At 72.5% G+C, this 26,048-nt stretch carries 26 protein-coding genes; 25 read left to right on the top strand and 1 reads right to left on the bottom strand.

Annotation, left to right across the window (positions count from 1 at the left end):
• The first annotated feature begins 177 nt into the window (after positions 1-177).
• The 3 genes from BOQ63_RS33435 to BOQ63_RS33445 all read left to right on the top strand — a co-directional run bounded on the left by BOQ63_RS33435 (position 178) and on the right by BOQ63_RS33445 (position 3,182).
• Positions 178-1,389 (top strand): site-2 protease family protein, encoded by a 1,212-nt coding sequence (locus tag BOQ63_RS33435; RefSeq protein ID WP_078867431.1) that lies wholly within the window; start codon positions 178-180, stop codon positions 1,387-1,389.
• Positions 1,390-1,437: 48 nt separating this feature from the next.
• Positions 1,438-2,397, top strand: a complete 960-nt coding sequence (locus tag BOQ63_RS33440) for a tRNA (adenine-N1)-methyltransferase (protein ID WP_030286114.1) — start codon at positions 1,438-1,440, stop codon at positions 2,395-2,397.
• 122 nt (positions 2,398-2,519) lie between these two features.
• Positions 2,520-3,182: a hypothetical protein gene (locus BOQ63_RS33445; protein ID WP_141763787.1), complete on the top strand. Its 663-nt coding sequence runs from the start codon at positions 2,520-2,522 to the stop codon at positions 3,180-3,182.
• A gap of 14 nt (positions 3,183-3,196) precedes the next feature.
• Here BOQ63_RS33445 and BOQ63_RS33450 read toward each other — a convergent pair whose 3' ends face one another.
• Positions 3,197-3,502, bottom strand: a complete 306-nt coding sequence (locus tag BOQ63_RS33450; RefSeq protein WP_030286118.1) for a ferredoxin — start codon at positions 3,500-3,502, stop codon at positions 3,197-3,199.
• 285 nt (positions 3,503-3,787) lie between these two features.
• On the opposite strand from BOQ63_RS33450, the gene arc reads away from it, so the two are divergent.
• The 22 genes from arc to BOQ63_RS33560 all read left to right on the top strand — a co-directional run bounded on the left by arc (position 3,788) and on the right by BOQ63_RS33560 (position 25,960).
• A complete protein-coding gene (gene arc, locus BOQ63_RS33455; RefSeq protein WP_030286120.1) occupies positions 3,788-5,554 on the top strand; it encodes a proteasome ATPase in 1,767 nt (588 codons plus the stop codon).
• A gap of 228 nt (positions 5,555-5,782) precedes the next feature.
• Positions 5,783-7,294 carry a depupylase/deamidase Dop gene (gene dop, locus BOQ63_RS33460; protein ID WP_191093610.1) on the top strand — a complete coding sequence of 504 codons (1,512 nt, stop codon included), beginning with the start codon at positions 5,783-5,785 and terminating at the stop codon, positions 7,292-7,294.
• Positions 7,295-7,477: 183 nt separating this feature from the next.
• Positions 7,478-7,696, top strand: a complete 219-nt coding sequence (locus BOQ63_RS33465; protein ID WP_030286125.1) for a ubiquitin-like protein Pup — start codon at positions 7,478-7,480, stop codon at positions 7,694-7,696.
• A gap of 161 nt (positions 7,697-7,857) precedes the next feature.
• Complete coding sequence (gene prcB, locus BOQ63_RS33470; RefSeq protein ID WP_030286127.1) at positions 7,858-8,700, top strand: proteasome subunit beta; 843 nt, start codon at positions 7,858-7,860, stop codon at positions 8,698-8,700.
• Between the two features lie 31 nt (positions 8,701-8,731).
• The gene (gene prcA, locus BOQ63_RS33475; protein WP_030286129.1) at positions 8,732-9,493 is read left to right on the top strand and encodes a proteasome subunit alpha; all 762 of its coding nucleotides are present in this window, start codon (positions 8,732-8,734) and stop codon (positions 9,491-9,493) included.
• Positions 9,494-9,609: 116 nt separating this feature from the next.
• Complete coding sequence (gene pafA, locus BOQ63_RS33480; protein WP_030286131.1) at positions 9,610-10,971, top strand: Pup--protein ligase; 1,362 nt, start codon at positions 9,610-9,612, stop codon at positions 10,969-10,971.
• A gap of 128 nt (positions 10,972-11,099) precedes the next feature.
• Positions 11,100-12,089 carry an FKBP-type peptidyl-prolyl cis-trans isomerase gene (locus BOQ63_RS33485; protein ID WP_037830163.1) on the top strand — a complete coding sequence of 330 codons (990 nt, stop codon included), beginning with the start codon at positions 11,100-11,102 and terminating at the stop codon, positions 12,087-12,089.
• A 248-nt stretch (positions 12,090-12,337) separates the two neighbouring features.
• Positions 12,338-13,660 (top strand): FKBP-type peptidyl-prolyl cis-trans isomerase, encoded by a 1,323-nt coding sequence (locus tag BOQ63_RS33490; protein WP_050366882.1) that lies wholly within the window; start codon positions 12,338-12,340, stop codon positions 13,658-13,660.
• A gap of 162 nt (positions 13,661-13,822) precedes the next feature.
• Positions 13,823-14,206 (top strand): FKBP-type peptidyl-prolyl cis-trans isomerase, encoded by a 384-nt coding sequence (locus BOQ63_RS33495; protein ID WP_030286136.1) that lies wholly within the window; start codon positions 13,823-13,825, stop codon positions 14,204-14,206.
• Positions 14,207-14,402: 196 nt separating this feature from the next.
• A complete protein-coding gene (locus BOQ63_RS33500; protein WP_030286138.1) occupies positions 14,403-15,380 on the top strand; it encodes a helix-turn-helix transcriptional regulator in 978 nt (325 codons plus the stop codon).
• A 26-nt stretch (positions 15,381-15,406) separates the two neighbouring features.
• Entirely contained in the window at positions 15,407-16,333 is a 927-nt protein-coding gene (locus tag BOQ63_RS33505) for a helix-turn-helix transcriptional regulator (protein WP_030286140.1), read from the top strand.
• Positions 16,334-16,360: 27 nt separating this feature from the next.
• Entirely contained in the window at positions 16,361-16,567 is a 207-nt protein-coding gene (locus BOQ63_RS33510; RefSeq protein WP_370863285.1) for a hypothetical protein, read from the top strand.
• 29 nt (positions 16,568-16,596) lie between these two features.
• A complete protein-coding gene (locus BOQ63_RS33515) occupies positions 16,597-16,773 on the top strand; it encodes a hypothetical protein (RefSeq protein ID WP_099054205.1) in 177 nt (58 codons plus the stop codon).
• Between the two features lie 208 nt (positions 16,774-16,981).
• A complete protein-coding gene (gene tatA / locus BOQ63_RS33520) occupies positions 16,982-17,284 on the top strand; it encodes a Sec-independent protein translocase subunit TatA (protein WP_046386872.1) in 303 nt (100 codons plus the stop codon).
• Positions 17,285-17,396: 112 nt separating this feature from the next.
• Entirely contained in the window at positions 17,397-18,341 is a 945-nt protein-coding gene (gene tatC, locus BOQ63_RS33525) for a twin-arginine translocase subunit TatC (protein ID WP_037830166.1), read from the top strand.
• Between the two features lie 150 nt (positions 18,342-18,491).
• Positions 18,492-19,673 (top strand): NAD(P)/FAD-dependent oxidoreductase, encoded by a 1,182-nt coding sequence (locus BOQ63_RS33530; protein ID WP_030286148.1) that lies wholly within the window; start codon positions 18,492-18,494, stop codon positions 19,671-19,673.
• Positions 19,670-19,990: a (2Fe-2S)-binding protein gene (locus BOQ63_RS33535; RefSeq protein ID WP_030286150.1), complete on the top strand. Its 321-nt coding sequence runs from the start codon at positions 19,670-19,672 to the stop codon at positions 19,988-19,990. The genes BOQ63_RS33530 and BOQ63_RS33535 overlap by 4 nt, the downstream gene beginning before the upstream one ends.
• Positions 19,971-21,356, top strand: a complete 1,386-nt coding sequence (locus BOQ63_RS33540) for an FAD/NAD(P)-dependent oxidoreductase (RefSeq protein WP_150476211.1) — start codon at positions 19,971-19,973, stop codon at positions 21,354-21,356. Before BOQ63_RS33535 ends, BOQ63_RS33540 begins: the two co-directional genes overlap by 20 nt.
• A gap of 180 nt (positions 21,357-21,536) precedes the next feature.
• Positions 21,537-22,400 carry a dihydrodipicolinate synthase family protein gene (locus BOQ63_RS33545; protein ID WP_435823422.1) on the top strand — a complete coding sequence of 288 codons (864 nt, stop codon included), beginning with the start codon at positions 21,537-21,539 and terminating at the stop codon, positions 22,398-22,400.
• 124 nt (positions 22,401-22,524) lie between these two features.
• On the top strand, positions 22,525-23,529 hold the full coding sequence (locus BOQ63_RS33550) for a proline racemase family protein (protein ID WP_072655483.1): 1,005 nt from the start codon (positions 22,525-22,527) through the stop codon (positions 23,527-23,529).
• A 38-nt stretch (positions 23,530-23,567) separates the two neighbouring features.
• Positions 23,568-24,932, top strand: coding sequence for an aldehyde dehydrogenase family protein (locus BOQ63_RS33555; protein WP_150476212.1), 1,365 nt, complete (start codon positions 23,568-23,570; stop codon positions 24,930-24,932).
• Positions 24,932-25,960, top strand: coding sequence for a proline racemase family protein (locus BOQ63_RS33560; RefSeq protein WP_072655485.1), 1,029 nt, complete (start codon positions 24,932-24,934; stop codon positions 25,958-25,960). Before BOQ63_RS33555 ends, BOQ63_RS33560 begins: the two co-directional genes overlap by 1 nt.
• The last annotated feature ends 88 nt before the right edge of the window (positions 25,961-26,048 follow it).

Genomic DNA, 26,048 nt, shown 5'->3' on the forward strand with positions numbered 1-26,048 from the left:
CTGCCACGGCGCCGGGACCGGCGGGGCAGCCCCGCCGGTCCGAAGCCGGTCCGAGCCGGTCCGGGGCCGGTCCAGTGGGTATGAAGCCTGACAGAGGGGCGCGCGGCACCGAGTGGCCGCGATCACGTAGCGTGGGCGCACCGGGGGCACGACGGGCGGACGACCGAAGGGATCACGGTGAGCGACACCAGGGGGCAGCAGACCTCCGACCAGCCACCGCAGGACGGCGGGCGCCCCACCGGGCCGCCCCCGGAGCGCGGCGGCGGCCTCCTGATGGGGCGCCCCTTCGGCGTGCCCATCTACGTCACGCCGTCCTGGTTCGTCATCGCCGCCCTGATCACCTGGGTGTTCGGCGGGCAGCTCGGCGACGTCCTGCCCGAACTCGGCAGCGGCGTGCGCTACCTGCTGGCCTTCTTCTTCGCCGTCGCCTTCTACGCCTCCGTCCTGGTCCACGAACTCGCCCACACCCTGGTCGCGCTGCGTTACAAGCTCGGGGTGCGGCGGATCCAGCTGCAGTTCTTCGGCGGCGTCTCCGAGATCGAGAACGAGGCCGAGAGCCCCTGGCGCGAGTTCTGGCTGGCCTTCGTCGGCCCGCTGCTGTCCCTGGTGCTCGGCGGCGTCTTCTACCTCGCGCTGCGCGCCGTCGAACTGTCCAGCGTGCCCGGGGTGCTGCTGACCGGCCTGATGGTCTCCAACCTGGTGGTCGCCGCCTTCAACCTGCTGCCGGGCCTGCCGCTGGACGGCGGCCGGATGCTGCGCGCCGTGGTCTGGGCCGTCAGCGGCAGGGCGATGACCGGCACGGTGGCCGCCGCCTGGATCGGCCGGGCGCTGGCGATCGTGGTGCTGGTCGGCCTGCCGCTGGTCAGCGCCTCCCGCAGCGGCGAGCGCACCACCACCGACACCCTGGTCGACGCGGTGCTGGCCGCCGTGCTGGCCGCGATCATCTGGAACGGCGCCACCGGCAGCCTGCGCAACGCCCGGCTCAAGGAGGCGCTGCCCGAACTGCGGCTGCGCGACCTCGCCCGCCGCACCGTCGAGGTCACCGCCGACACCCCGCTCGGCGAGGCCATGCGCCGGGCCCGCGAGGCCCAGGCCGGCGCGGTCGTGGTGGTGGACGGCCGGGGCGACCCGATCGCCATCGTCCGCGAGTCCGCGGTACGCGCCGTACCGGTGCACCGCCGCCCCTGGGTGGCCGTCGGCCCGCTCGCCCGCGACCTCGAACCCGGGCTGCGGCTGGACGTCGACCTCGGCGGCGAGGACCTGCTGCGGGCCGTCCAGGCCACCCCGGCGGGGGAGTACCTGGTGGTCGAGGCGGACGGCCGGGTGTACGGCGTGGCCGCGCTCACCGACATCGAGCGGCGCCTCACCGCCGCCGTCTCGGGCAGGTGACCAGGCCCTGGTGAGGCGGGGCGGCCCGCTTCCCTTAGGATTGGCCGCATGTCCGAACCGACCGGTGCCGCCCGCCGACGCGGGCCCTTCCAGGTCGGGGACCAGGTCCAGCTGACCGACCCCAAGGGTCGCCACTACACGTTCACGCTCCAGGCCGGGAACCAGTTCCACACCCACAAGGGTGCGTTCCCGCACGACGAGCTGATCGGCGCTCCCGAGGGCACGGTCGTGCGCACCACGGGGAACGTCCCGTACCTCGCGCTGCGCCCCCTGCTCCCCGACTACGTCCTGTCCATGCCGCGCGGCGCCGCCGTGATCTACCCCAAGGACGCGGGGCAGATCCTGGCGATGGCCGACATCTTCGCGGGCGCCCGCGTGGTCGAGGCGGGTGTCGGCTCCGGGGCGCTCAGCACCTACCTGCTGCGCGCCGTCGGCGAGCAGGGCTCGCTGGCCTCCTACGAGCGCCGGCAGGACTTCGCGGACATCGCCCGCGGCAACGTCGAGCGCTACTTCGGCGGCCCGCACCCGGCGTGGAAGCTGACCGTCGGCGACCTCCAGGACAACCTGGTCGAGACCGACGTCGACCGCGTCATCCTCGACATGCTGGCCCCCTGGGAGTGCCTGGACGTCGCCTCCAAGGCGCTCGTCCCCGGCGGCCTCATCTGCTGCTACGTGGCCACCACCACGCAGATGTCCAAGACCGTCGAGGCGCTGCGCGACCACGGCACCTTCACCGAGCCGCAGGCCTGGGAGACCATGGTCCGCACCTGGCACCTGGAGGGCCTGGCCGTCCGCCCGGACCACCGGATGATCGGCCACACCGGCTTCCTGCTCACCGCCCGCCGCCTGGCGGACGGCGTCGAGCCGCCGCTGCGCCGCCGCCGCCCGGCCAAGGGCGCCTACGGCGAGGACTACGACAGCGGGGCGCCCGAGCCGACCCTGCAGGAGCGGGCCGCGGCCCGCAAGGCCTCCCGCGGCGCGGAGGACGAGCAGCCCGACCTGGGCTGACCCGGAACCCGAGAAGGGGTGGTGCGAGCTCGACGCCCGCACCACCCCTTCCTTTTGTCGCTCTCGGCACCGGCGCGCCCTTCGGCTCCCCGGTCGAGAGCGGACGCGCGCGGTGTGGGACGATGCTCGCTCACGCAGACCAGCTCCTGGAGCTCTGGAGGGGACGCCTGGTGGAGACCGCGGTCGGGACGACGACGGCGACGGCTGGACAGCAGACACCGCGGGGCCGCTCCGGGCCCGGACGCGCGCGAACCGCCCCCCGGCACTGGGCCGTTGCCCTGGCCGGCTGCGGCGCGGTGGTGGCCGCGGCGCTCGCCGCCTCCCCGGCGACCGGCACCCCGCTGGCGGCCAGGGGCACCCCGAAGGCCCTCGCCGCGAGCACCGCCCCCGACCCGGCCCGGGCCCAACTGCCGATGGACTGCGGCCCCTTCCCGGTCAAGACGGTGCTCAGCGTGCCCGCCGACCTGGGCGACGGGCACCCCGGCACGGTCGTCGCCGCGCACTGCGCCACCGACACCGGCAACCCCCCGGACTCCGTCTACCTGCTCGGCTTCGGCCCGGGCGAGCGCCCGGTGGTGGTCGCGACCCTGCTGACCGAGCGCGAGAACCTCACCATCGGAAGGCTCGCGGTGCGCTCCGACGGCGCCATCACCGGCCGCGCGCAAGGGTATTCGAGCGACGACGTCCCGCGCTTCCGCCCCGACGTCTCACTCGACCTCACCTGGACGCACCGGGGCGGCAGCTGGGAACGCTCCCAGTCCGCCGCCCCGGCCGGCTCCGCCTGAGGCCCGCGTCGGCCCTACTCGGCGTCCGGCCCGTAGACCTCGACCCGGTCGGTGACCCGGCGCACGTGGATGCAGTCGCCGGGGCACTCCTTGGCCGAGTCCACCACGTCCTGAAGGAGCGTCAGCGGCACCGGGGCCGTCTCCCCGGGCTGCTGGCGCAGTTCGTCGTCCGGGCCCTTCACGTACGCGAGTCCGTCGATGTCCAGCTCGAAGACCTCGGGCGCGTACTGGGCGCAGATGCCGTCGCCGGTGCACAGATCCTGGTCGATCCACACCTCCAGCTCCTCGGTCGCCGCCGCGGTCTGCTCCGTCACCGACATGTCCCCTGCCGTTTCTGTCCCGGGTCGCCCCTATTCCTGGAGCAATCCCGCCATTCGTACAACGATCGGACCCGAGTACCGCGGTCGCGGTCGGATATCACTTCGCTCGACGATACATCTGGCCCGCTTTGGGTGGTGCGCGGTGGGTATCCCCTTAGCAGAGGGGAAGCACGCTGGGGCGAAGATCGGACACGCCCGTTCCATCTTTCTTGATCTAGGGGTTTACGGACCCCTGGTCCCAGGTAGGGTCTGGAAGCGTCCAGCTCCCCGGAGGAGGTGAGGACCGTGGCAGCCCACGATGACGACTACAACCGCAGCACCGGCAGGCCCGCTCGTGGTTCCGACGAGGCCGCTCAGGTCTCGTACCTTGAGCAGGAAATCGCCGTACTGCGCCGCAAGCTCGCCGACTCGCCGCGCAATTCGAGAATCCTCGAAGAGCGGATCGTCGAGCTCCAGACCAACCTGGCCGGCGTGACCGCCCAGAACGAACGACTCGCCTCCACCCTGCGCGAGGCCCGCGACCAGATCGTGGCCCTCAAGGAGGAAGTGGACCGGCTGGCACAGCCCCCGGCCGGGTTCGGCACCTTCCTCGCGGCGAACGAGGACGGTACCGCCGACATCTTCACCGGCGGTCGCAAGCTCCGCGTCAACGTCAGCCCGAACGTCGCCCTCGACGAACTGCGGCGCGGCCAGGAAGTGATGCTCAACGAGGCCCTCAACATCGTGGACGCGATGGCCTTCGAGCGCATCGGCGAGATCGTCACCCTCAAGGAGATCCTGGAGGACGGCGAGCGCGCCCTGGTCATCGGCCACACCGACGAGGAGCGCGTGGTGCGCCTCGCCGAGCCGCTGCGCGAGGTCACCATCCGGGCCGGGGACGCCCTGCTGCTGGAACCCCGCTCCGGCTACGTGTACGAGGTCGTGCCGAAGTCCGAGGTCGAGGAGCTGGTCCTCGAGGAGGTCCCGGACATCGACTACCGCCAGATCGGCGGCCTGAGCAACCAGATCGAGCAGATCCGCGACGCGGTCGAGCTGCCCTACCTGCACGCCGACCTCTTCAAGGAGTTCGAGCTGCGCCCGCCCAAGGGCGTGCTGCTCTACGGCCCGCCCGGCTGCGGCAAGACGCTGATCGCCAAGGCGGTCGCCAACTCGCTGGCCAAGAAGGTCGCGGAGGTCACCGGCCGCCCCCAGGGGAAGAGCTACTTCCTCAACATCAAGGGCCCCGAGCTGCTCAACAAGTACGTGGGCGAGACCGAGCGGCAGATCCGCCTGGTCTTCCAGCGGGCCCGGGAGAAGGCGAGCGAGGGCACGCCCGTCATCGTCTTCTTCGACGAGATGGAGTCGCTGTTCCGCACCCGCGGCTCCGGCGTCAGCTCGGACGTGGAGAACACCATCGTCCCGCAGCTGCTCGCGGAGATCGACGGCGTGGAGGGCCTGGAGAACGTCATCGTCATCGGCGCCTCGAACCGCGAGGACATGATCGACCCGGCGATCCTGCGGCCCGGCCGCCTGGACGTCAAGATCAAGATCGAGCGCCCGGACGCCGAGGCCGCGAAGGACATCTTCTCCAAGTACCTCAGGGACTCGTTGCCGTTCCACCCGGACGACCTCAAGGAGCACGACGGCTCCGTCGAGGCCACGGTGGCGGCGATGATCCAGTCGGTCGTGGAGCGGATGTACTCCGAGACCGAGGAGAACCGCTTCCTGGAGGTCACCTACGCCAACGGTGACAAGGAGGTCCTGTTCTTCAAGGACTTCAACTCCGGCGCCATGATCCAGAACATCGTCGACCGCGCGAAGAAGATGGCCATCAAGGACTTCCTCGACCACGGTCAGCGCGGTCTGCGCGTCTCCCACCTGCTCGCCGCCTGCGTGGACGAGTTCAAGGAGAACGAGGACCTGCCCAACACCACCAACCCGGACGACTGGGCCCGCATCTCCGGCAAGAAGGGCGAGCGGATCGTCTTCATCCGCACGCTGGTCACCGGCAAGCAGGGCGCCGAGTCCGGCCGCTCGATCGACACTGTCGCCAACACGGGGCAGTACCTGTAAGCACGCGGTTGTCCGGGCCGGCAGCGGTCCCCGGAGCTGTACGCACACCGTCCGGCTGTGGCGCCTCGCGGCCCCGCAGCCGGACGGCGCGTCTCGGGGCCCGCCGGTCGACGCCGCATTCTAGGCTCGACCCACCGTCCGCGGGCAGTCCGCCGGCGTCGGTGTTGTTCAGCGGTACGTCAGCGTGTGCCGTCCGTCGGGGGCGGTGCACCGGGCAAGGAGGGCCGCATGACCGTACGGCGCGTGATGGGCATCGAGACCGAGTACGGGATCTCCGTGCCCGGGCACCCCAACGCCAACGCCATGCTCACCTCGTCCCAGATCGTCAACGCCTACGCGGCGGCGATGCACCGGGCGCGGCGGGCCCGCTGGGACTTCGAGGAGGAGAACCCGCTGCGCGACGCGCGGGGCTTCGACCTCGCGCGGGAGGTGGCGGACGCGAGCCAGCTGACCGACGAGGACATCGGCCTCGCCAACGTCATCCTGACCAACGGGGCCCGCTTCTACGTGGACCACGCCCACCCCGAGTACAGCTCGCCCGAGGTGACCAACCCGCGCGACGCCGTGCTGTGGGACAAGGCCGGCGAGCGGATCATGGCGGCCGCCGCGCAACGCGCGCTGGAACTGCCCAACGGGCAGAACATCCACCTCTACAAGAACAACACCGACAACAAGGGCGCCTCCTACGGCACCCACGAGAACTACCTGATGAAGCGGGCGACGCCGTTCGCCGACATCGTCCGCCACCTCACCCCGTTCTTCGTCTCCCGCCAGGTGGTCACCGGCGCCGGCCGGGTCGGCATCGGCCAGGACGGCTCGGCGCACGGCTTCCAGATCAGCCAGCGGGCGGACTACTTCGAGGTCGAGGTCGGCCTGGAGACCACCCTCAAGCGGCCGATCATCAACACCCGGGACGAACCGCACGCCGACGCCGAGAAGTACCGGCGGCTGCACGTGATCATCGGGGACGCCAACCTCTCCGAGATCTCCACCTACCTCAAGCTGGGCACCACCTCACTGGTCCTGTCGATGATCGAGGACTCCTTCATCGCCTCCGACCTCGCCGTCGACCAGCCGGTGCGCACCCTGCACCGGGTCTCCCACGACCCGACGCTCAAGCACCTGATCACCCTGCGCAACGGACGCAAGCTCACCGCCGTCCAGCTGCAGCTGGAGTACTTCGAGCTGGCCCGCAAGTACGTCGAGGACCGCTTCGGCAACGACGCCGACGAGCAGACCGTGGACGTGCTCACGCGCTGGGAGGACGTCCTCGGGCGGCTGGAACGCGACCCTATGTCGCTCTCCAAGCAGCTGGACTGGGTCGCCAAACGGGAGATCCTCGAGGGCTACCGCAGCCGGGACGCCCTGCAGTGGGACAACCCGCGGCTGCACCTGGTCGACCTCCAGTACAGCGATGTACGGGCCGAGAAGGGCCTCTACAACCGCCTGGTGGCCCGCGGCCGGTTCGACCGGCTGCTGACCGAGGAAGAGGTCGAGCGGGCCGTCACCAAGCCGCCCGAGGACACCAGGGCGTACTTCCGCGGGCGCTGCCTGGAGCAGTACGCGGAGCACGTCGCGGCGGCCTCCTGGGACTCGGTGATCTTCGACCTGCCGGGCCGGGACTCGTTGCAGCGGGTGCCCACGCTGGAGCCGCTGCGCGGCACCCGCAACCACGTCAAGGAGCTGCTGGACCGCTGCCGCACGGCGGAGGACCTGCTGCGCGTACTGGCCGGCGGGTAACTTTTCGATCACCACGGGTGAACGTCCGCCGAATGGGAATCATCCGGGGTGGCAGCGGGTGTTGGACAGGAGGCGCCACCGGCAAACCGGGAGCGGCAGTCGCACCTTGTGTATAGGGTCGGAGCCAACCGGCAACGACCGACCGACCAAACCGTGCCAGACGATTCGAGCGGGGTGAGGGAAATGGCGAGCAAGGACACCGGCGGCGGCCAGCAGCGGGCAAACCGCTCCTCCGAGGAGGTCGAGGAGCAGGTCGCGGAAACCCAGAATTCCGATGACCTCAAGGAACGCCAGGAAAAGCTGAGCGACGACGTCGACGCCGTGCTGGACGAAATCGACGAGGTCCTGGAGTCGAACGCGGAAGATTTCGTGCGCGGCTTCGTGCAGAAGGGCGGGCAATAGCCCTTCCCCGGTATTCGGGAATTCACGGTCGCGACCGTCCCGGGCGGCCGGACGGCAGCGGCCGTCCGGCCGCCCGGCACCGGCCCCTCCACGCGTGGACAGTGATCGTCGGCGGGTAGGGTGCGGGCATTGCGCGCTTCAAGCTACCTGGAAGGAATCGTGTGGAAGCCAACACTCGTGGCACCGGGCGTCTACCGGCTGCCTTCCTGACCCCGGGGTCCTCCTCGTTCCTCGACTTCCTCGCCGAGCACAAGCCGGAGCTGCTCCCCGGCCGAACCGGGCTCCCCGAGGGATCCGTGGTGGAGGCCCCGCACGGGACCACGATCGTGGCCGCGGTCTTCGACGGCGGTGTGGTCATCGCCGGTGACCGCCGGGCGACCATGGGCAACGTCATCGCCCAGCGCGACATCGAGAAGGTGTTCCCGGCCGACGAGTACAGCGCCGTCGGCATCGCCGGCACCGCCGGCCTCGCGGTCGAGATGGTGCGGCTGTTCCAGCTGGAGCTGGAGCACTACGAGAAGATCGAGGGCACCACGCTCTCCCTGGAGGGCAAGGCCAACCGCCTCACCAGCATGATCCGGGGCAACCTCGGCATGGCGATGCAGGGCCTCGCGGTGGTGCCGGTCTTCGCCGGCTACGACCTCGACCGGGGCCGCGGCCGGATCTTCAACTACGACGTCACCGGCGGGCGCTCCGAGGAGCGCGGCTTCGCCGCCACCGGCTCGGGCTCGGTCTTCGCCCGCGGCTCGCTGAAGAAGCTCTACCGCGAGGACCTGACGGCCGAGCAGGCCGTCACCCTGGTAGTCCAGGCGCTCTACGACGCGGCGGACGACGACTCCGCCACCGGCGGGCCGGACCTGGCCCGCAAGATCTTCCCGATCGTCTCGCTGATCACCGAGGACGGTTTCCGCCGGCTCACCGACGCCGAGGTCGCCGAGACCGTGGTCGCCATCACCGACGAGCGCCTGACCCGGCCCGACGGCCCGCGGGCCCCGCTGATCTAGCCATCACCTCACAGGAAAGGGACGACCGCCGGTGTCGACACCGTTCTACGTCTCACCCCAGCAGGCCATGGCGGACCGCGCGGAGTACGCCCGCAAGGGCATCGCTCGCGGCCGCAGCGTGGTCGTGCTCACCTACGCCGACGGCATCGTCTTCGTCGCGGAGAACACCTCCAGGGCGCTCCACAAGGTCTCCGAGATCTACGACAAGATCGCCTTCGCGGCGGTCGGCCGCTACAACGAGTTCGAGAACCTGCGCATCGGCGGCGTCCGCTACGCCGACCTGCGCGGCTACTCCTACGACCGGGCCGACGTCACCGCCCGGGGCCTCGCCAACGTGTACGCCCAGACCCTGGGCACCGTCTTCTCCTCGGTCGGCGAGAAGCCGTACGAGGTCGAGCTGATCGTCGCGGAGGTCGGCCGGACCGCGGACAACGACCAGATCTACCGGCTCACGCCGGACGGCTCGGTCGTCGACGAGAAGAACTACGTGGTGGTCGGCGGCAACGCCGACTCGATCGGCAACTACCTGGGCCAGCGCCACCGGGTGGGCATGAGCCTCACCGAGGCGGTGAAGGTCGCGGTGGACTCGCTCGCCCGCGACCCCAACGGCGGCAGCCCGCGGGCCCTCACCCCGGAACAGCTGGAGGTCGCGGTCCTCGACCGCCAGCGGTTCCAGCAGCGCAAGTTCAAGCGGATCCTGGGCAACCAGCTCGGTCGCCTGCTCGACGGCGACCAGTCCGCCGAGGCGGACGACGAGGACAGCCCGGCGGACACCACGCCGTCGGACGAGTAGTACGGCGGAGTCCCGTACGGCGGCCGGACCGCCGTCGTACGGGACTCCGGTGCCCCTGCGGCGGCCCAGTCGTCGTGGAGGCGGTTTCGGACAGCTCCGACCAGATAGGAGTGCTCATGGACCGCCGGATTTTCGGGCTGGAGAACGAGTACGGCGTGACCTGTACGTTCCGCGGGCAGCGGCGGCTGTCGCCGGACGAGGTCGCGCGGTACCTGTTCCGCCGGGTCGTCTCCTGGGGCCGCAGCAGCAACGTCTTCCTGCGCAACGGCGCCCGCCTCTACCTCGACGTCGGCTCCCACCCCGAGTACGCCACCCCCGAATGCGACGACGTGGTCGAGCTGGTGACGCACGACAAGGCGGGCGAGCGCATCCTCGAAGGACTCCTGGTGGACGCCGAGCGGCGGCTGCACGAGGAGGGCATCGCGGGGGACGTCTACCTCTTCAAGAACAACACCGACTCGGCCGGCAACTCCTACGGCTGCCACGAGAACTACCTGGTGGCCCGGCACGGCGAGTTCTCCCGGCTGGCCGACGTGCTGATCCCGTTCCTGGTGACCCGCCAGCTGATCTGCGGCGCGGGCAAGGTGCTGCAGACCCCGCGCGGTGCGGTGTACTGCGTCAGCCAGCGGGCCGAGCACATCTGGGAGGGCGTCAGCTCCGCCACCACCCGCTCCCGCCCGATCATCAACACCCGGGACGAGCCGCACGCGGACGCCGAGCGCTACCGCCGGCTGCACGTGATCGTCGGCGACTCCAACATGTCCGAGACCACCACCCTGCTCAAGGTCGGCGCCACCGACCTGGTGCTGCGGCTGATCGAGGCCGGCGTGGTGATGCGCGACCTCACCCTGGAGAACCCGATCCGGGCGATCCGCGAGGTCAGCCACGACCTCACCGGAACCCACCAGGTGCGCCTCGCCAACGGCCGGGAGGCCAGCGCGCTGGACATCCAGGAGGAGTACTACACCAAGGCCCTGGAGTTCGCCGACCGCAAGGGCATCAACACCGGCACCATCGCCCGGGTCCTCGACCTGTGGGGCCGCACCCTGGAGGCCGTGCGCACCGAGCGGCTGGACGGGGTGGCCACCGAGATCGACTGGATCATGAAGTACAAGCTCATCGAGCGCTACCGCGACAAGCACCAGATGACGATGTCCAACCCGCGGGTCGCCCAGATCGACCTCGCGTACCACGACATCCACCGTCGGCGCGGCCTGTTCTATCTGCTCCAGGGCAAGGGCCAGGCGGAGCGGGTGACCACCGACCTCAAGACCTTCGAGGCCAAGTCGATCCCGCCGCAGACCACCCGGGCCCGGCTGCGCGGAGACTTCATCCGCCGGGCGCAGGAGCAGCGCCGGGACTTCACGGTGGACTGGGTGCACCTGAAGCTGAACGACCAGGCGCAGCGCACGGTGCTGTGCAAGGACCCGTTCCGTTCGGTGGACGAGCGGGTGGAGAAGCTGATCGCCGGCATGTGATCGTCGACCCCGGGTGACCGCCCGGCACGCGTCCGGCCCCGGTGGTGCCTACCGGGGCCGGACGCGTGCCGGGCATACGCTGTTCGTCGAGCCAGGAGAGCCGACTTCGACCGACAGTTAGGACCACCGTGCGCCGCACCGCCGGTTTGCTTCTTACCCTGCCCCTGCTGCTCGCGGTGGCCTGCAGCAGCTCGCCCAAGGCGGCCGGTCCGGCGACACCGTCCACGGCGAGCGCCGCGCCGACGGTGCCGCCGCCGGTGGGGGAGGCGTCCCCGATGCCCACTCTTTCGGGTGGCGGTTTCGGCAGCAAGGCCACCATCACCATTCCCGAGGGCCAGCAGCCCAGCGGCCAGTTCGTGGTGAACACGGTCACCGACGGGGAGCGCTCGACGGTCAACAAGGGCGACTGGGTGACCGTCAACTACACGGCGAAGGACTGGACCACCGGCAAGGACCTGCCCAGCTCGTACGACGACAACGGCAAGCCGCAGCTCTACCAGGCCGGCAGCGGGCAGCTGGTGCCGGCGCTGGACCAGAGCGTGATCGACAAGAAGGTGGGCACCCGGCTGCTGGTCGTGGCCCCGCCGGCGGCGGCCTTCGGCGAGCAGGGCTCCAACCAGCTGGGCGTCAACAAGGGCGACACCGTGGTGTTCGTGCTGGACATCATGGAGAGCGTGCCGCAGGACTCCGTGCTGACCGGGAACATGACCCAGGCGGCCGCGACGCTGCCGCAGGTCAAGGACAACGGCAAGGCGCCGGTCGGGATCACCGTCCCGGCGGGGGAGGCCGCGCCCGCCGACCTCCAGCAGGCGGTGCTGATCAAGGGCGAGGGCAAGCAGGTCAAGTCCGGGCAGACCCTGGTGCTGCAGTACACCGGGGTGCTCTGGAGCAACGGGCAGCAGTTCGACTCCTCCTGGACGCACGGCGGCGCGCAGGCGGTGCAGATCGGCACCGGCAGCGTGATCGAGGGCTGGGACAAGGGACTGGTCGGGCAGAACGTGGGCAGCCGGGTGCTGCTGGTGGTGCCCCCGGCGCTCGGGTACAAGGACCAGGCACAGGGTTCGGTGCCGCCGAACTCCACGCTGGTCTTCGTGATCGACATTCTGGAAGCGGTCTAGGCCCCAGCGCCGCCCCGCAGACGCGAGTTTGAAGACAGGTCCTAGGAAGTCGCCGGGAGGATTCCGTACGCTTGGGCGGACGCTCGTACAACGAAGCGTCCGCCCTCATCCTGAGCTGTCATACTGCCCTCGCACTGTGGCACGCGCCGCCCGGCGCCGAGGTCCGGGCGGGCGGTGCGGCGGCAGGCCGGCGCTCACCACGCCGGGCGAAGACCTGGAAGACCTCGTGGCGAGATGGATGGGGAGTCATGACTGAGAAGACGCCGAGCCCGGGCGGGGCCGGCACCGCGGCGAACGACAGCTCTGCGGGTGACCCGGCCGCCTCTCGTCCCGGCGGCCCGATTGCGGCGGACCGCGAGTCGATCGTCGTCCCCCCGGCGATCCTCGCGCAGCAGGCCGGCTGGGCGCAGCCCGGCGAGAAGCCGCGGCCGGCGGGCGGGACCAGGACGGACGCCGAGGACGCCCCGCAGATCTTCGCCAGCAGCGTGCGCAAGGCCGAGGCCTCCGAGGCCGGGTACGACGAGAACCCTCCGGGTGTGGGCAAGCTGGGCGTGATCCTCGGCACGGTGCTGGCGCTGCTGCTGGTCGGCAGCGGCATCACGCTGTACATGGTGAACAAGGACAACTCCAAGGACACCTCCGCGGCCGCCCAGCCGGACGCCACCAAGTCCGCGCCGCCCACCCCGAGCGCCGAGCCGGTGCCGCCGATCAAGGACAGCGCCAAGGTGCTGCCGACGGTCACCGGTGACTTCGGCAAGAAGGCCGACATCCAGGTGCCGGGCGACAAGTCCGACGGTTCCTTCGTGGTGAAGGTGCTGTCCGAGGGCAGCGGCCCCAAGGTGGACAAGAACAACTGGACCTCGGTGGACTACACCGCCAAGGACTGGAACACCGGCAAGGACATTCCGAGCTCGTACGACGACAAGGGCAAGCCGCAGATCTTCCAGGCCGGTACCGACGCGCTGATCCCGGCGCTGGACCAGGCCGTGATCGGGAAGAAGGCCGGCAGCCGGCTGCTGGTGGTGGCCCCGCCGGCCGCGGGCTTCGGCTCCCAGGGCAAGCCGGACATGTCGATCGGTGCCAAGGACGACCTGATCTTCGTGATCGACGTCCGCAACACCAACGCGCCGGACGCCGTGGTGAGCGGTACCGTCACCCCGCCGCCGGCGGACTTCCCGCAGGTCAAGGACAACGGCAAGAAGCCGGCCGAGATCACCCCGGTGGCCGGTGCCAAGGACCCGACCGAGCTGAAGACCCACGTCCTGATCAAGGGCACCGGGCCGGTGGTGGAGAAGGGCGAGAAGGTCGTCGTCCAGTACACCGGCGCGCTCGCCAAGGACGGCAAGGTCTTCGACTCCTCGCTCAGCAAGGGCCAGGCGTTCTCCTTCGCGGTCGGCGGCGGCCAGGTCATCCAGGGCTGGGACCAGGGGCTGGCGGGCCAGACCGTCGGCAGCCGGGTCGAGCTGGTGATCCCGGCCTCGCTGGGCTACGGGGACAAGGGCCAGGGCGACATCCCGCCCGGCGCGACGCTGGTCTTCGTGGTGGACATCCTGGACGCCGGTCAGGGCTGATCCACTTTCGGGTGACAATGGTGGGCGTGTGACCTTCGGGGTCGGCCGCGTGGCCGCACCCCACGGGCGGCGGGCGCCCGTACCGTGGTCCAGGAACGGACCGTGGTGCGGGCGCCCGCCGCTTGGTCGTCTATGGAATTCGCGAACGTGAGAAGAGGGACCATGGCTGTGAACCTCAACGAGAAGCCCGAGATCGACTTCCCGATCGGTGACGCTCCGAAGGAGCTGCAGATCCGCGACATCGTCGTGGGCGACGGCGAGGAGGCCAAGCCGGGCCAGACGGTCAGCGTCCGCTACGTGGGCGTGACCTTCGAGACCGGCGAGGAGTTCGACGCGAGCTGGAACCGGAGCCCCAACGAGTTCCGCTTCCCGCTGGGCAAGGGCCGCGTCATCAAGGGCTGGGACCAGGGTGTCGTCGGCATGAAGGTCGGCGGCCGTCGCGAGCTGACCATCCCGTCGCACCTGGCGTACGGCGCCCAGTCGCCGACCCCGGCGATCCCGCCGCACTCGACCCTGATCTTCGTGGTCGACCTGCTGGGCGTCTGAGCCTGCGCTGACCTCGGGCCGGACCCCTGCGGGGGCCCGGCCCGAGGCCGTGTTCGGGCCCGAACGGCACGGCGCGACGAACGGGCGTGGGACGCGGCTTTTGCAGTGCGTACCGCTACCGGTACGGTCGGTCCCGCCGGGTGAGGGTCGCCCGGGCGCACCCCGCGCACGGCGCGGCACACCGGAAGGGTCACCGATGGCGATCGCCAAGGCAGAGCGGCTGATGAATCTCGCCCTGTGCCTGATGAACACCAGACGCCCGCTCTCCAAGAAGGAGCTGCGGGAATCGATCGAGGCGTACCGCGAAGCCTGGCAGAACAGCAGCGAGGACGCCTTCAACCGGATGTTCGAGCGGGACAAGGACGACCTGCGCGAGCTCGGCCTGGTGATCGACGTCGACGAGAGCGCGCTGGACGGCGAGCTCGGCTACCTCGCCCGCCCCGACCGCAACCGGCTGCCGGAGATCGCGCTGGACGCCGAGGAGGCCGCCGCGCTCACCCTGGCCGCCCGGGTCTGGCAGCAGGCCAAGATGTCCGGTGCGGCCAGCGGCGCGCTGCAGAAGCTGCGCGCGGCCGGAATCCCGTTCGGCGAGGCCGCCGAGGGCCGTACGGCCCTGGAGCCGCGCATCCCCGCCCGGGAGGCCGCGTTCGAGCCGCTGCTCACCGCCGCCCGGGACCGCCGCCCGGTCACCTTCGAGTACCGCAAGGCCGGGGCCGCCGCCGTCGAGCAGCGCAGCGTCGAGCCGTGGGCGCTGGAGTGCTGGCGCGGGCACTGGTACCTGGCCGGGTACGACCGGGACCGCGGCGACGCCCGGGTGTTCCGGCTCAGCCGGATCACCGGCAAGGTGAAGGCCAAGGGCGGCGCCTTCCTCGGCACGGTGCCCGAGCACGTGGACGTCCGGGCCACCGTGGCCAAGTTCGCCGGCGAGGGCGCCACCGCCACCGCGACCGTCCGGGTCCGCCGGGGCGCGGGCTTCCCGCTGCGCACCAAGGCGCTGCACAGCACCCGGGTCGACGAGGGCTGGGACGAGCTGGAGATCCCGTACGGCAACGGGCTGGGCGCCGACCTCGCCGAGTTCGGGCCGGACGTACTGGTGCTCGGGCCGGAGGAGCTGCGGGCGGATGTGGTCGACCGGCTGCGGGCGGTCGCGGGATTCGAAGGAGCGGGCGCGTGAGCAATGCCATCGACCAGACGCGACGGATGCTGTCGCTGGTCACCTACCTGCGCGAGCGGCCCGGGGCCGAGGTCGCCGAGGTGGCCCGGGCGTTCGGGATCAGCGAGCGGGAGCTGATCGGGGACCTCAACGTGCTGCCGATGTGCGGCACCAGCTTCCGCGGCGGTGACCTGCTCGACATCGACACCGACGGCGAGCGGATCTGGTGGCACAACGTCGACGACGTGGCCCAGCCGCTGCGGCTGGCCGCCGACGAGGCCACCGCGCTGCTGGTGGCCGCCCGTGCGGTGGCCGGGCTGCCGGGCCTGCGGGCCGGCGACCGCGAGGCACTCACCCGGGCCGTCGCCAAGATCGAGAACGCGGCCGGGGAGAGTGCCGAGGGCAGCGCCCGGGTCGGCGTGACCTTCGAGGCGGAGAGCCACGTCTTCGCGGACATCGACCGCGCGCTCAGCGAGGGCCGCCGGGTCTGGCTGCGCTACTACTCGCACGGGCGCGGCGGGATGACCGAGCGCGAGGTCGACCCGATCCGGCTGCTCACCGAGGGCCACACCTACCTCGAGGCCTGGTGCCGCACCTCGGAGGACCACCGGATGTTCCGGCTGGACCGGGTCGCCGAGATCCGCGTCCTGGACGTCCCGGCCGACCCGCCCCGGCGCGAGCCGCGCGACCTCAGCGGCGGGCTGGTCAACCCGGCGGCGGACGACCCCGAGGTGGTGGTGGAGGTCTCCTCCGGCGGCCGCTGGGTCGCCGAGTACTACACCCACGACCGGGCCGAGGAACTGCCCGACGGCGGGTTGCGGATCACCCTGCGCAGCGCCGACCCCTCCCAGCTGCGCCCGCTGGCGCTGCGGCTGGGCCGGGACGGCCGGATCGTCTCGCCGCCCGAACTGGCCGAGCAGGCGCGCTCGGCGGCGCGGGAGGCGCTGGCCGCCTACGGGGAGGGGCAGGTCTGAGCGGTGGAGCCCGGGACGAGATTCAAGGTGTACTGCTCGCAGTGCCGCGAGAAGGTCGAGCTCCCGGCCGAGGAGTTCCGGCTGACCTTCGGCCGGACCCCGGCGCAGGCGCACTACAGCTTCGGCTGCCCGCTCTGCGGGGCGGCGGTGCGCAAGCCGGCCGGGGACAAGATCGTCGAGGCGCTCACCGCGGCGGGGGTGCGCACCATGCGGCTCGTCCCGGTCGAGGGGTAGCGCGCCCGCGCCCCGTATAGGGTGGGCGCATGCCCTGGATGCTCGTCGCCGCCGTCCTGCTCGCCACCGCGGGCCTGCTGGTCCTCGGGGTCCTCGCGATCCGGCTGTGGCTGGACGTGCGGGCGCTCGCCAAGGGCGTGGACGCGGCCTCGCGGGCGCTGACCGAGGCGGCGGGGGAGCTGGCGTCGGCGGTTCCGAACCCGTAGGGCGTCCGGCTGCCAGCACACGCGGGGCACCGGCGGTACGGGGGATGCTGCTCGGAGGTAGGGGCGGGTTACGCTCTCAGGTGGCTCCTGAACCGCGAACCGGGGGCCGCTGTCCTGTTCGGGCGGCCGTCGTCGGGGCGTCATCCGCAGTGGTTACCATCCGCGGCGGGCGGCCTGCCGGGCCGCGGATGCTGAAGGTGGTTGACGCATGCGCTTCTCGATGACCGCGATCGTGGTGGTCGCAGTGGTTGCCATCGTGCTGTTCGGGGCCAAGCGGCTGCCCGAGCTGGCGCGCTCGCTGGGGCAGTCGATGCGGATCCTGAAGAGCGAGGCCAAGGCGATGCGTTCGGAGGACGAGCCGGACGGGAGCGCGCCGTCGGCCCGGCCGCAGGTCGCGCCGCAGCCGGCGGCCAGGACCGTCCAGACCGCTCCGGGGGCCTCGGCCACGGCCCGTCCGGTCGCCGAGCCGGGCGCCGGGCAGGATGCGCCCGACGGCGACCGACCGCACTGAGCGCGGCGCATGTGACGCACCCGACGTACACGGCGCGCGTGACGTACGCGACGCACGCGACCACGGGGGCCCGCCGACCGGCGGGCCTCGACGCACGAGTTGAGGACCGGGGTTGAGCAAGCTCTCCAAGGCGTCGCCGAAGGCGCCCAAGGATCCTGAGGGGCGGATGGCCCTCGCCGACCACCTGCGGGAACTGCGCAACCGCGTGGTGAAGTCGGTCCTGGCGATCGTGGTGATCACGATCATCGCGGCGATCTACCACAAGAAGATCGAGCACTTCCTGCTGGAGCCGCTGCCGCAGTGCACCCCGGAGACCTCCGGGCAGTACCACGGCAGGTGCGCCCAGGTCTCCAACATCGGGCTGACCGCCGGTTTCACCTGGATGCTCAAGGTCTCGCTGACGGCCGGCGTGGTCGGCACCGTGCCGATCTGGCTCTACCAGGTGTGGGCCTTCGTGGCGCCCGGTCTGCACAAGCACGAGAAGAAGTACGCGGTCGTCTTCATGCTCTGCGGGGCGCCGCTGTTCCTGGCCGGTGTGGCCGTGGCGATCCTGACCCTGCCGACCACGGTTGAGGTGCTGATCTCGTTCACCCCGAACGGCACCACGCCGATCCTGCCGCCCGAGGACTACTTCGACATCGCGACCCGGATGGTGCTGGTCTTCGGCCTGGCCTTCGAGTTCCCGCTGCTGCTGGTGATGCTCAACCAGGTCGGAATCGTCACCGGCAGGCGGCTGCTCGGCTGGTGGCGCGGCATGGTCATGGGCATCACGGTGTTCGCGGCCTTCGCCACGCCGAGCGCCGACCCGCTGAGCATGCTGGCGCTGGCCGCGCCGATCTGGGCGCTGTACTTCATCGCGGTGGGCATCGCGATCCTGAACGACCGGCGCAAGCGCCGGAACAACCCGGACGCGGACCTGGACGACGAGGAGGCCTCGCACCTGGACCTCTCGGTGCAGCCGGTGGCGGGTGCGGAGACGGTCCAGGCCTCGGCGGCGCCGGCGGCGAGCGCGCCGGTGCCGGCCTCGCGGCGGGAGCAGATGGACGACATCACCTGAGCCGTTGACGGTCCTCGTGGGGTGGCCCCGGTCCTTCGCCTCGGGCGGAGGACCGGGGCTTTCCGCTGTTCGGCGTCGGTTCCGGGCCCTTTCCGTGGCTGCGCCGGGTACGCTCTTGGCAGCACGGATGGCATGTGACATATTACTGGCGTGCTGAAGAGCTGGACACCTCCCCTGGACGTCGTCGTGGTCGGCGCCGGAGTCGTCGGCGCCGCCTGCGCCTACTACGCCGCTCGCGCCGGACTCGCTGTCGCCGTCGTCGACCGCGGGCCGGTCGCCGGCGGCACCACCGGCGCGGGCGAGGGCAACCTGCTGGTCTCCGACAAGGAACCCGGGCCCGAACTCGACCTCGCCCTGCTTAGCCTCCGGCTCTGGCGCGAGCTCGCCGAACAGCTCGGCCCGGCCGTCGAGTACGAGCCCAAGGGCGGCGTGGTGGTCGCCTCGACGGCCGCCGGACAGCAGGCGCTGCGGGACTTCGCCGCGGGGCAGGCCGCGGTCGGGGTGAGCGCCGAGGAGGTCCCGGCCGAGCGGCTGCACGAACTCGAACCCCACCTCGCCCCCGGGCTGGCGGGCGGCTACCACTACCCGCAGGACGCCCAGGTGCAGCCCGCGCTCGCCGCCGCCCACCTGCTGCGCGAGGCCCGCCGGATGGGCGCCGAACTGAGCACCGGCGAGACCGTCACGGCCGTGGAGCGGGGGTCGGACGGCGCGGTGCGCGGCGTCCGCACCGACCGCCGCCGACTGGCCGCGCCCGCCGTGGTGAACGCCACCGGCGCCTGGGGGGCCGAGCTGGCCGCGCTGGCAGGTGCGCACCTGCCGGTGCTGCCCCGGCGCGGATTCGTCCTGGTCACCGAACCGCTGCCCAGGGTCGTCCGGCACAAGGTCTACTCCGCCGACTACGTGGCCGACGTGGCCAGCGGCTCGGCCGGGCTGCAGACCTCCTCCGTGATCGAGGGCACCCCCGGCGGGCCGGTGCTGATCGGCGCCAGCCGGGAGCGGGTCGGCTTCGACCGGACCATCTCCCACGAGGCGATCGGCCGGCTGGCGGCCGAGGCGGCGGCGCTGTTCCCGGTGCTCGCGCAGGTCGCCGTGATGCGCACCTACCGGGGTTTTCGCCCGTACCTGCCGGACCACCTGCCCGCCATCGGCGAGGACCCCCGGGTGCCCGGGCTCTACCACGCCTGCGGGCACGAGGGCGCCGGGATCGGGCTGGCGCCCGCCACCGGGCTGCTGATCAGCGAACAGCTGACCGGGAAGCGGCCGGAGCTGGACCTCGCGCCGTTCCGGGCCGACCGGTTCCCCGCCTCGACCGATCCCTTGGAGAAGCCGTGACGCGTCGCCGCACCCCTGCCGCCCTGGTCGAGGCCGACCCCGGGCCTGCCCACCGGATCGAGTTCGACGGACGGCCCGTCCGCGCCCTGCCCGGGCAGTCGATCGCCGCCGCGCTCTGGGCCGACGGCGTGCTCGCCTGGCGCACCACCCGGGTCGGCGGGCGACCGCGCGGGGCGTTCTGCGGCATCGGCGCCTGCTTCGACTGCCTGGCCACCGTGAACGGCCGGGCCAACCAGCGCCTGTGCCTGCTGCCCGCCGAGCCGGGCACCGTCGTCACCACCCAGGAGGGACACGGCCGTGCCGACCTCGCCGTCTGAGCTGTTCGACCTCGCGGTGGTGGGCGCCGGGCCCGCCGGGCTGGCCGCCGCCGTCACCGCCGCCGACCTCGGGCTGCGCTGCGTCCTGCTAGACGGCGCGGACCGGACCGGCGGGCAGTACTACCGGCACCCCGCGCCCGGACTCGGCGCGGCCCGCCCCGACCGGCTGCACCACGGCTGGGCGGCGTACACCGGGCTCGCCGCGCGGCTGACGGCGCACCGGCGGGCCGAGTTCCGCGGCGGCCACCAGGTGTGGGCGCTGGAACGGACCGAGGACGGCTTCGCGGTGCACGTCACCCTCGGGCCGGAGGCCGCCGAGCAGACCACCGTGCGGGCCCGGACGGTGCTGCTCGCCACCGGGGCGTACGAGCGGCAGCTGCCGTTCCCCGGCTGGACGCTGCCCGGGGTGGTCACGGCGGGCGGTGCCCAGGCGATGCTCAAGGCCGGGCTGGTGCTGCCCGGGCGGCGGATCGTGGTGGCCGGCAGCGGGCCGCTGCTGCTCGCGGCCGCCTCCTCGCTGGTCGGCGCCGGTGCGGACGTCCCGGCGGTGGTCGAGGCGAGCGGCTACCTCGGGTACGCCCGGCGCCCCGGCGTGCTGGCGGCCGTCCCCGCCAAGCTGGTCGAGGGCGCCGGACACGGGAGCGCGCTGCTGCGTCACGGCGTACGGCTGCGGCCGCGCAGCGCGGTCGTCGAGGCGCACGGGGACGAGCGGGTCACCGGAGTCACCGTGGCCCGGCTGGGCGCCGACTGGCGGCCACTGCCCGGCACCGAGCGGCAGATCGACTGCGACGCGCTCGCCGTCGGTCACGGGCTGCTGCCGCAGATCGAGCTGGCCACCGAACTCGGCGCGCAGACCCGCACCGGGCCGGACGGCGCGGTCGCCCTGCGGGTCGACGCCCGGCTGCGCACCACCGTTCCCGGCCTGTGGTCCGCCGGGGAGACCAACGGCGTGGGCGGCGCGGACCTCGCGCTGGCCGAGGGAGAGCTGGCCGCGCACGCGATCGCCGGGGAACCGCCGGAGCGGGCGCTGCTGCGCCGCCGGGCACGGCTGCGGGCCTTCGCCGAGCTGATGGCGGCGGCCCACCGGCCGGGGCCGGGCTGGACCGGGTGGCTGCGGCCGGACACCGACGTGTGCCGGTGCGAGGAGGTGCCGGTCGCTCGGATCCGGGAGGCGGTGGAGGAGCTGGGCGCGGGCGACCCGCGGACCGTGAAGCTGCTCACCCGCGCGGGGATGGGCTGGTGCCAGGGGCGGATGTGCGGTCCGGCCGTGGCCTGTCTGTCCGGCGCCACGGGGGCGGGGCCGGACCGGCGGCCGCTGGCCTGCCCGGTGCCGTTGTCGCAGCTGGCGGCAGGTGCGTCGGAGTAGTCCGGCCCGGGCCCGGGTCTTCGGGCCCGGGCCGTCGCAACCCCAGTCGGAACCGGTCGGAACCCAGGGGGCGGGGGCTCTTGTCTCCGGCCTGTCGCCGCTTATAAAATGTCACACCTCACCAAGGAGCTCAACGTGTCCATCACCCCGCACGACACCAACCGGCCCTGGCGCGGCGTCATGGTCGCCACCACGATCCCGCTGCGCCCGGACCACTCCGTCGACTACGACGCCTACGCCGAGCACGTCCGCTGGCTGATCGAGTCCGGCTGCCACGGCGTCGTCCCCAACGGCTCGTTGGGCGAGTACCAGACGCTCACCGCCGAGGAGCGCGCCCGCATCGTCGAGGTGGCGGTCGAGGCGGCCGGCGACGGCTCCCGGGTCATGCCCGGGGTCGCCGCGTACGGCAGCGCCGAATCCCGCCGCTGGGCCGAGCAGGCCGCCGAGGCCGGAGCGGGCTCCGTCCTGCTGCTGCCGCCCAACGCCTACCGGGCCGACCACGCCTCGGTGCGGGCGCACTACTCGGAGGTCGCCCGGGCGGGGCTGCCGGTCGTCGCGTACAACAACCCGATCGACACCAAGGTCGACCTGGTGCCCGCGCTGCTCGCCCAGCTGCACGGCGAGGGCTCGATCGTGGCCGTCAAGGAGTTCAGTGGGGACGTCCGCAGGGCGTACGAACTCGCCGAGCTGGCGCCCGGGTTGGACCTGCTCATCGGCGCCGACGACGTGCTGCTGGAACTGGCGCTGGCCGGTGCGGTCGGCTGGATCGCCGGGTACCCGAACGCGCTGCCGGACGCCTGCGTGGCGCTCTACGACGCGGCCGTCGGGCACGACCTGGGGGCCGCCCTGCCGCTGTACAAGTCGCTGCACTCGCTGCTGCGTTGGGACTCCAAGACCGAGTTCGTCCAGGCCATCAAGCTCTCGATGGACATCGCCGGGCGCCCCGGCGGGCCGGTCCGGGCGCCCCGGCTGCCGCTGGAGCCGGAGATCGAGGCGGCGGTGCGCGCGGCCACCGAGAAGGCGCTGGCAGAGGGCCTCGGATAGTTCTCGGCGTTCGGCCGGCTGTGCGGGCAGCCGGCCCCGACGACCGCTTCGGCTGTTCGGCTTCGTTTGGCCCGCCTGGCCCGCCTGGCCCGCCCGGCCCGCTTCGACAGAGGAGTTGTGAGGAATGCGCAGCCGTCACGTGTTCCACGCCGTGGACTCGCACACCGAGGGCATGCCGACCCGGGTGATCACCGGTGGCTTCGGCGTCATCCCCGGCGCGACCATGGCCGAGCGCCGGGTGCACTTCCAGCAGCACCTGGACCACTTCCGCACCCTGCTGATGTACGAGCCGCGCGGGCACGCCGCGATGAGCGGCGCCGTCCTGCAGCCGCCCACCCGGCCGGACGCCGACTTCGGGGTGCTCTACATCGAGGTGTCCGGGCTGCTGCCGATGTGCGGGCACGGCACCATCGGCGTCGCCACCGTGCTGGTCGAGACCGGGATGGTGCCCGTGGTCGAGCCGGTGACGACGGTGCGGCTGGACACCCCCGCCGGGCTGGTCGTCGCCGAGGTGCGGGTCGAGGGCGGCGCCGCCAAGGCGGTGACGATCCGCAACGTCGCCTCCTACGCCGTCGCGCTGGACCGCAAGATAGAGGTGCCCGGCTACGGCACGGTCGGCTACGACCTCGCGTACGGCGGCAACTTCTACGCCATCCTGCCGCTCGCCGAACTCGGGCTGCCGTTCGAGCGCGAGCGCAAGCAGGACATGCTGGACGCGGGCCTGGCCCTGATGGCGGCCGTCAACGCGGGCCCGGACCGGCCGGTGCACCCGGAGGACCCGTCCATCCACGGCTGCCACCACGTCCAACTGCTCGCCCCCGGCTCCACCGCCGAACACTCCCGGCACGCGATGGCCATCCACCCCGGCTGGTTCGACCGCTCGCCCTGCGGCACCGGCACCTCGGCGCGGATGGCGCAGCTGCACGCGCGCGGTGAACTGCCGCTCGGGCGGGACTTCCGCAACGACTCCTTCATCGGGACGACCTTCACCGGGCGGCTGGTCGAGGAGACCGAGGTGGCCGGACACCCCGCCGTGGTGCCCACCGTCACCGGGCGGGCCTGGGTCACCGGCACCGCCCAGTACTTCCTCGACCCGGACGACCCGTTCCCGGCGGGCTTCCTGCTCTGATGCTGTCTTTGTGAACTCACTCTGAAGGGCTGGTAGTTGTGAGCATCACCTCGTACAACCCCGCCGACCCGGCCGACCTGGTGGTCGCCGTCGAGGCGCCCGGCGCCGAGGCCGTGCGGGCCGCCGTCGGACGGGCCCGGGCCGCGCAGGCCGGCTGGCTCGCGGCCGGTGCGGGCGCCCGCTCGGCGACCCTCGGCCGGGTCGCCGAGGCGGTCGAGGCGCACGCGGAGGAGCTGGCCGCGCTGATCGTGCGCGAGGTCGGCAAGCCGCTCGCCGAGGCGCGGGGGGAGGTCGCCCGGACGGCGGCGATCTGGCGCTACTACGCCCAGGCGCCGTACGAGCCGTCCGGGGCGGTGCACGAGACCGCCGCCGGGCCGGGGCTGCTGCTCACCCGGCGCCGGCCGTACGGGGCGGCCGGGTTGATCGCGCCGTGGAACTTCCCGCTGGCGATCCCGAGTTGGAAGGCCGCTCCGGCGCTGGCGGTCGGGAACACGGCGGTGCTCAAGCCCGCGCCGGAGGCGACGGCGTGCGCGCTGCGGCTGGCCGAGCTGACCGCGCTGGCCTCGCTGCCCGAGGACGTCTTCACGGTGCTGCCCGGCGGGGCCGAGGAGGGGGTGGCGCTGGTCGAAGCGGCGGACGTGGTGTCCTTCACCGGCTCCACCGGGGTCGGCCGGGCCGTGGTGCGGGCCGCCACCGGGCGCGGGGTGCCGGTGCAGGCCGAACTCGGCGGACTGAACGCGGCGTTGGTGCTGCCGGACGCGGACGTGGAGCTGGCCGCCGGGCACATCGCGGCCGCGATCGCCGGGTACGCCGGGCAGAAGTGCACCGCCACCAGCCGGGTGATCGCGGTGGGAGCGGCGTACGCGCCGCTGCGCGAGGCGCTGGTCAAGGCCCTTGCGGCGGTGGACGATTCGGTCTGCGGGCCGGTGGTCAACGAGGCCGCGCGGGAGCGGATGACGGGGGCGGTCTCCTCGGCCGTCGAGGCCGGGGCGAGCGTACTGGTCGGAGGAGGGGTGCCCGAGCGGGCCGGCTGGTACGTCGAACCGACCCTGCTCGCCGACGTGCCCGACCAACACCCGCTGGCACGCGAGGAGTTCTTCGGCCCGGTGGCGGTGCTGCACGCGGCGGCCGATCTGGACGAGGCGATCGCGCTCGCCAACGACACCCCGCACAGCCTCGCCACCTCGGTGCACACCCGCAGCCTGGACGCGGCCCTGGCCGCCGCCGACCGGCTGGACGCGGGCATGATCCGGGTCAACGCCCCCTCCAGCGGCGTCGACTTCCACCTGCCCTTCGGCGGGACCAAGGGCGCGAGCCACGGCGAGCGCGAACAGGGCCGGGCGGCGCTGGAGTTCTACACCGTCAGCCGGACGGTCAGCGTGCTGCCGGGCGGCGGGCTGTGATGAGGGTCAGCACGGTCGACTACCACACGGCCGGGGAGCCGTTCCGGATCGTGCTGGACGGGATCCCCCCGATCCCGGGCGACAGCGTCGCCGAGCGGCGGGCCGTCGCGATCGGCGCGGGCGGCAGCGCCACCGCGCCCCGGCCGAGCTCGCTGGACGAGGTCCGGCAGCTGCTCGTCCGGGAGCCGCGCGGGCACGCCGGGATGTACGGCGGCTTCCTGGTGCCGCCGGACGACGACGGGGCGCACCTGGGCGTGCTGTTCTGGCACAAGGACGGCTACTCGACCGCCTGCGGGCACGGCACCATCGCGCTCGGCGCCTGGGCGGTCGACTCCGGGCTGGTCCCGGCCCCCGCGGACGGTGTGGCCCGGGTGCGGATCGACGTGCCCTCGGGGCGGGTCACCGCCCTGGTGCACCGGGCGGGCGGGCGCACGACCGGGGTCACCTTCCGCAACGTGCCCAGCCGGGTCAGCGCCCTGAAGCTGCCGCTGGCCACCTCGCGCGGCGTGGTGGAGGCCGCCGTGGCACACGCCGGAGCGTGCTACGTCTCGGTGCCGGCGGCCGCGCTGGGCCTGGCGGTGTCGGCCGAGCAGCTCCCCGAACTCACTGCTGTGGGGCGGGAGATCAGGGAGCTGCTGGCCGGCGCCGAGGAGGTCTCGCACCCGACGGACCCGCGGCTGTCCGGGGTGTACGGCGTGGTGCTGTACGAGGAACTCCCGTCGGAGGGCTCGGCGTTGGTGCAGCGGAACGTCACCGTCTTCGCGGACGGGCAGATCGACCGCTCGCCCTGCGGCTCCGGGACCTCCGCCCGGCTCGCGGTGCTCGTCGCCGAGGGGCGGCTCGCGCCGGGGGAGGAACTGCTGCACGAGTCGATCATCGGCACGGTGTTCACCGGGCGGGCGGTGGGCCGGGGCGACCCGCTGGCGGACGGGGTCGTCACCGAGGTCGGCGGCGTCGCGTTCCGGACCGGGGAGCACCTGTTCGTCGTGGAGCCGGGGGACTCGCTCGGGGCGGGGTTCCTCCTGTGAGCGGTGCTGCGCCGCCCGGTGGCGAGCCGTTCGGTGCGGGGCCGTCGGGTGCCGCGTCGCCCGGTGACGGACTGCCCGGTACGGGGGC

The organism is Streptomyces viridifaciens (genome assembly GCF_001888885.2).
Classification (GTDB): domain Bacteria; phylum Actinomycetota; class Actinomycetes; order Streptomycetales; family Streptomycetaceae; genus Kitasatospora; species Kitasatospora aureofaciens.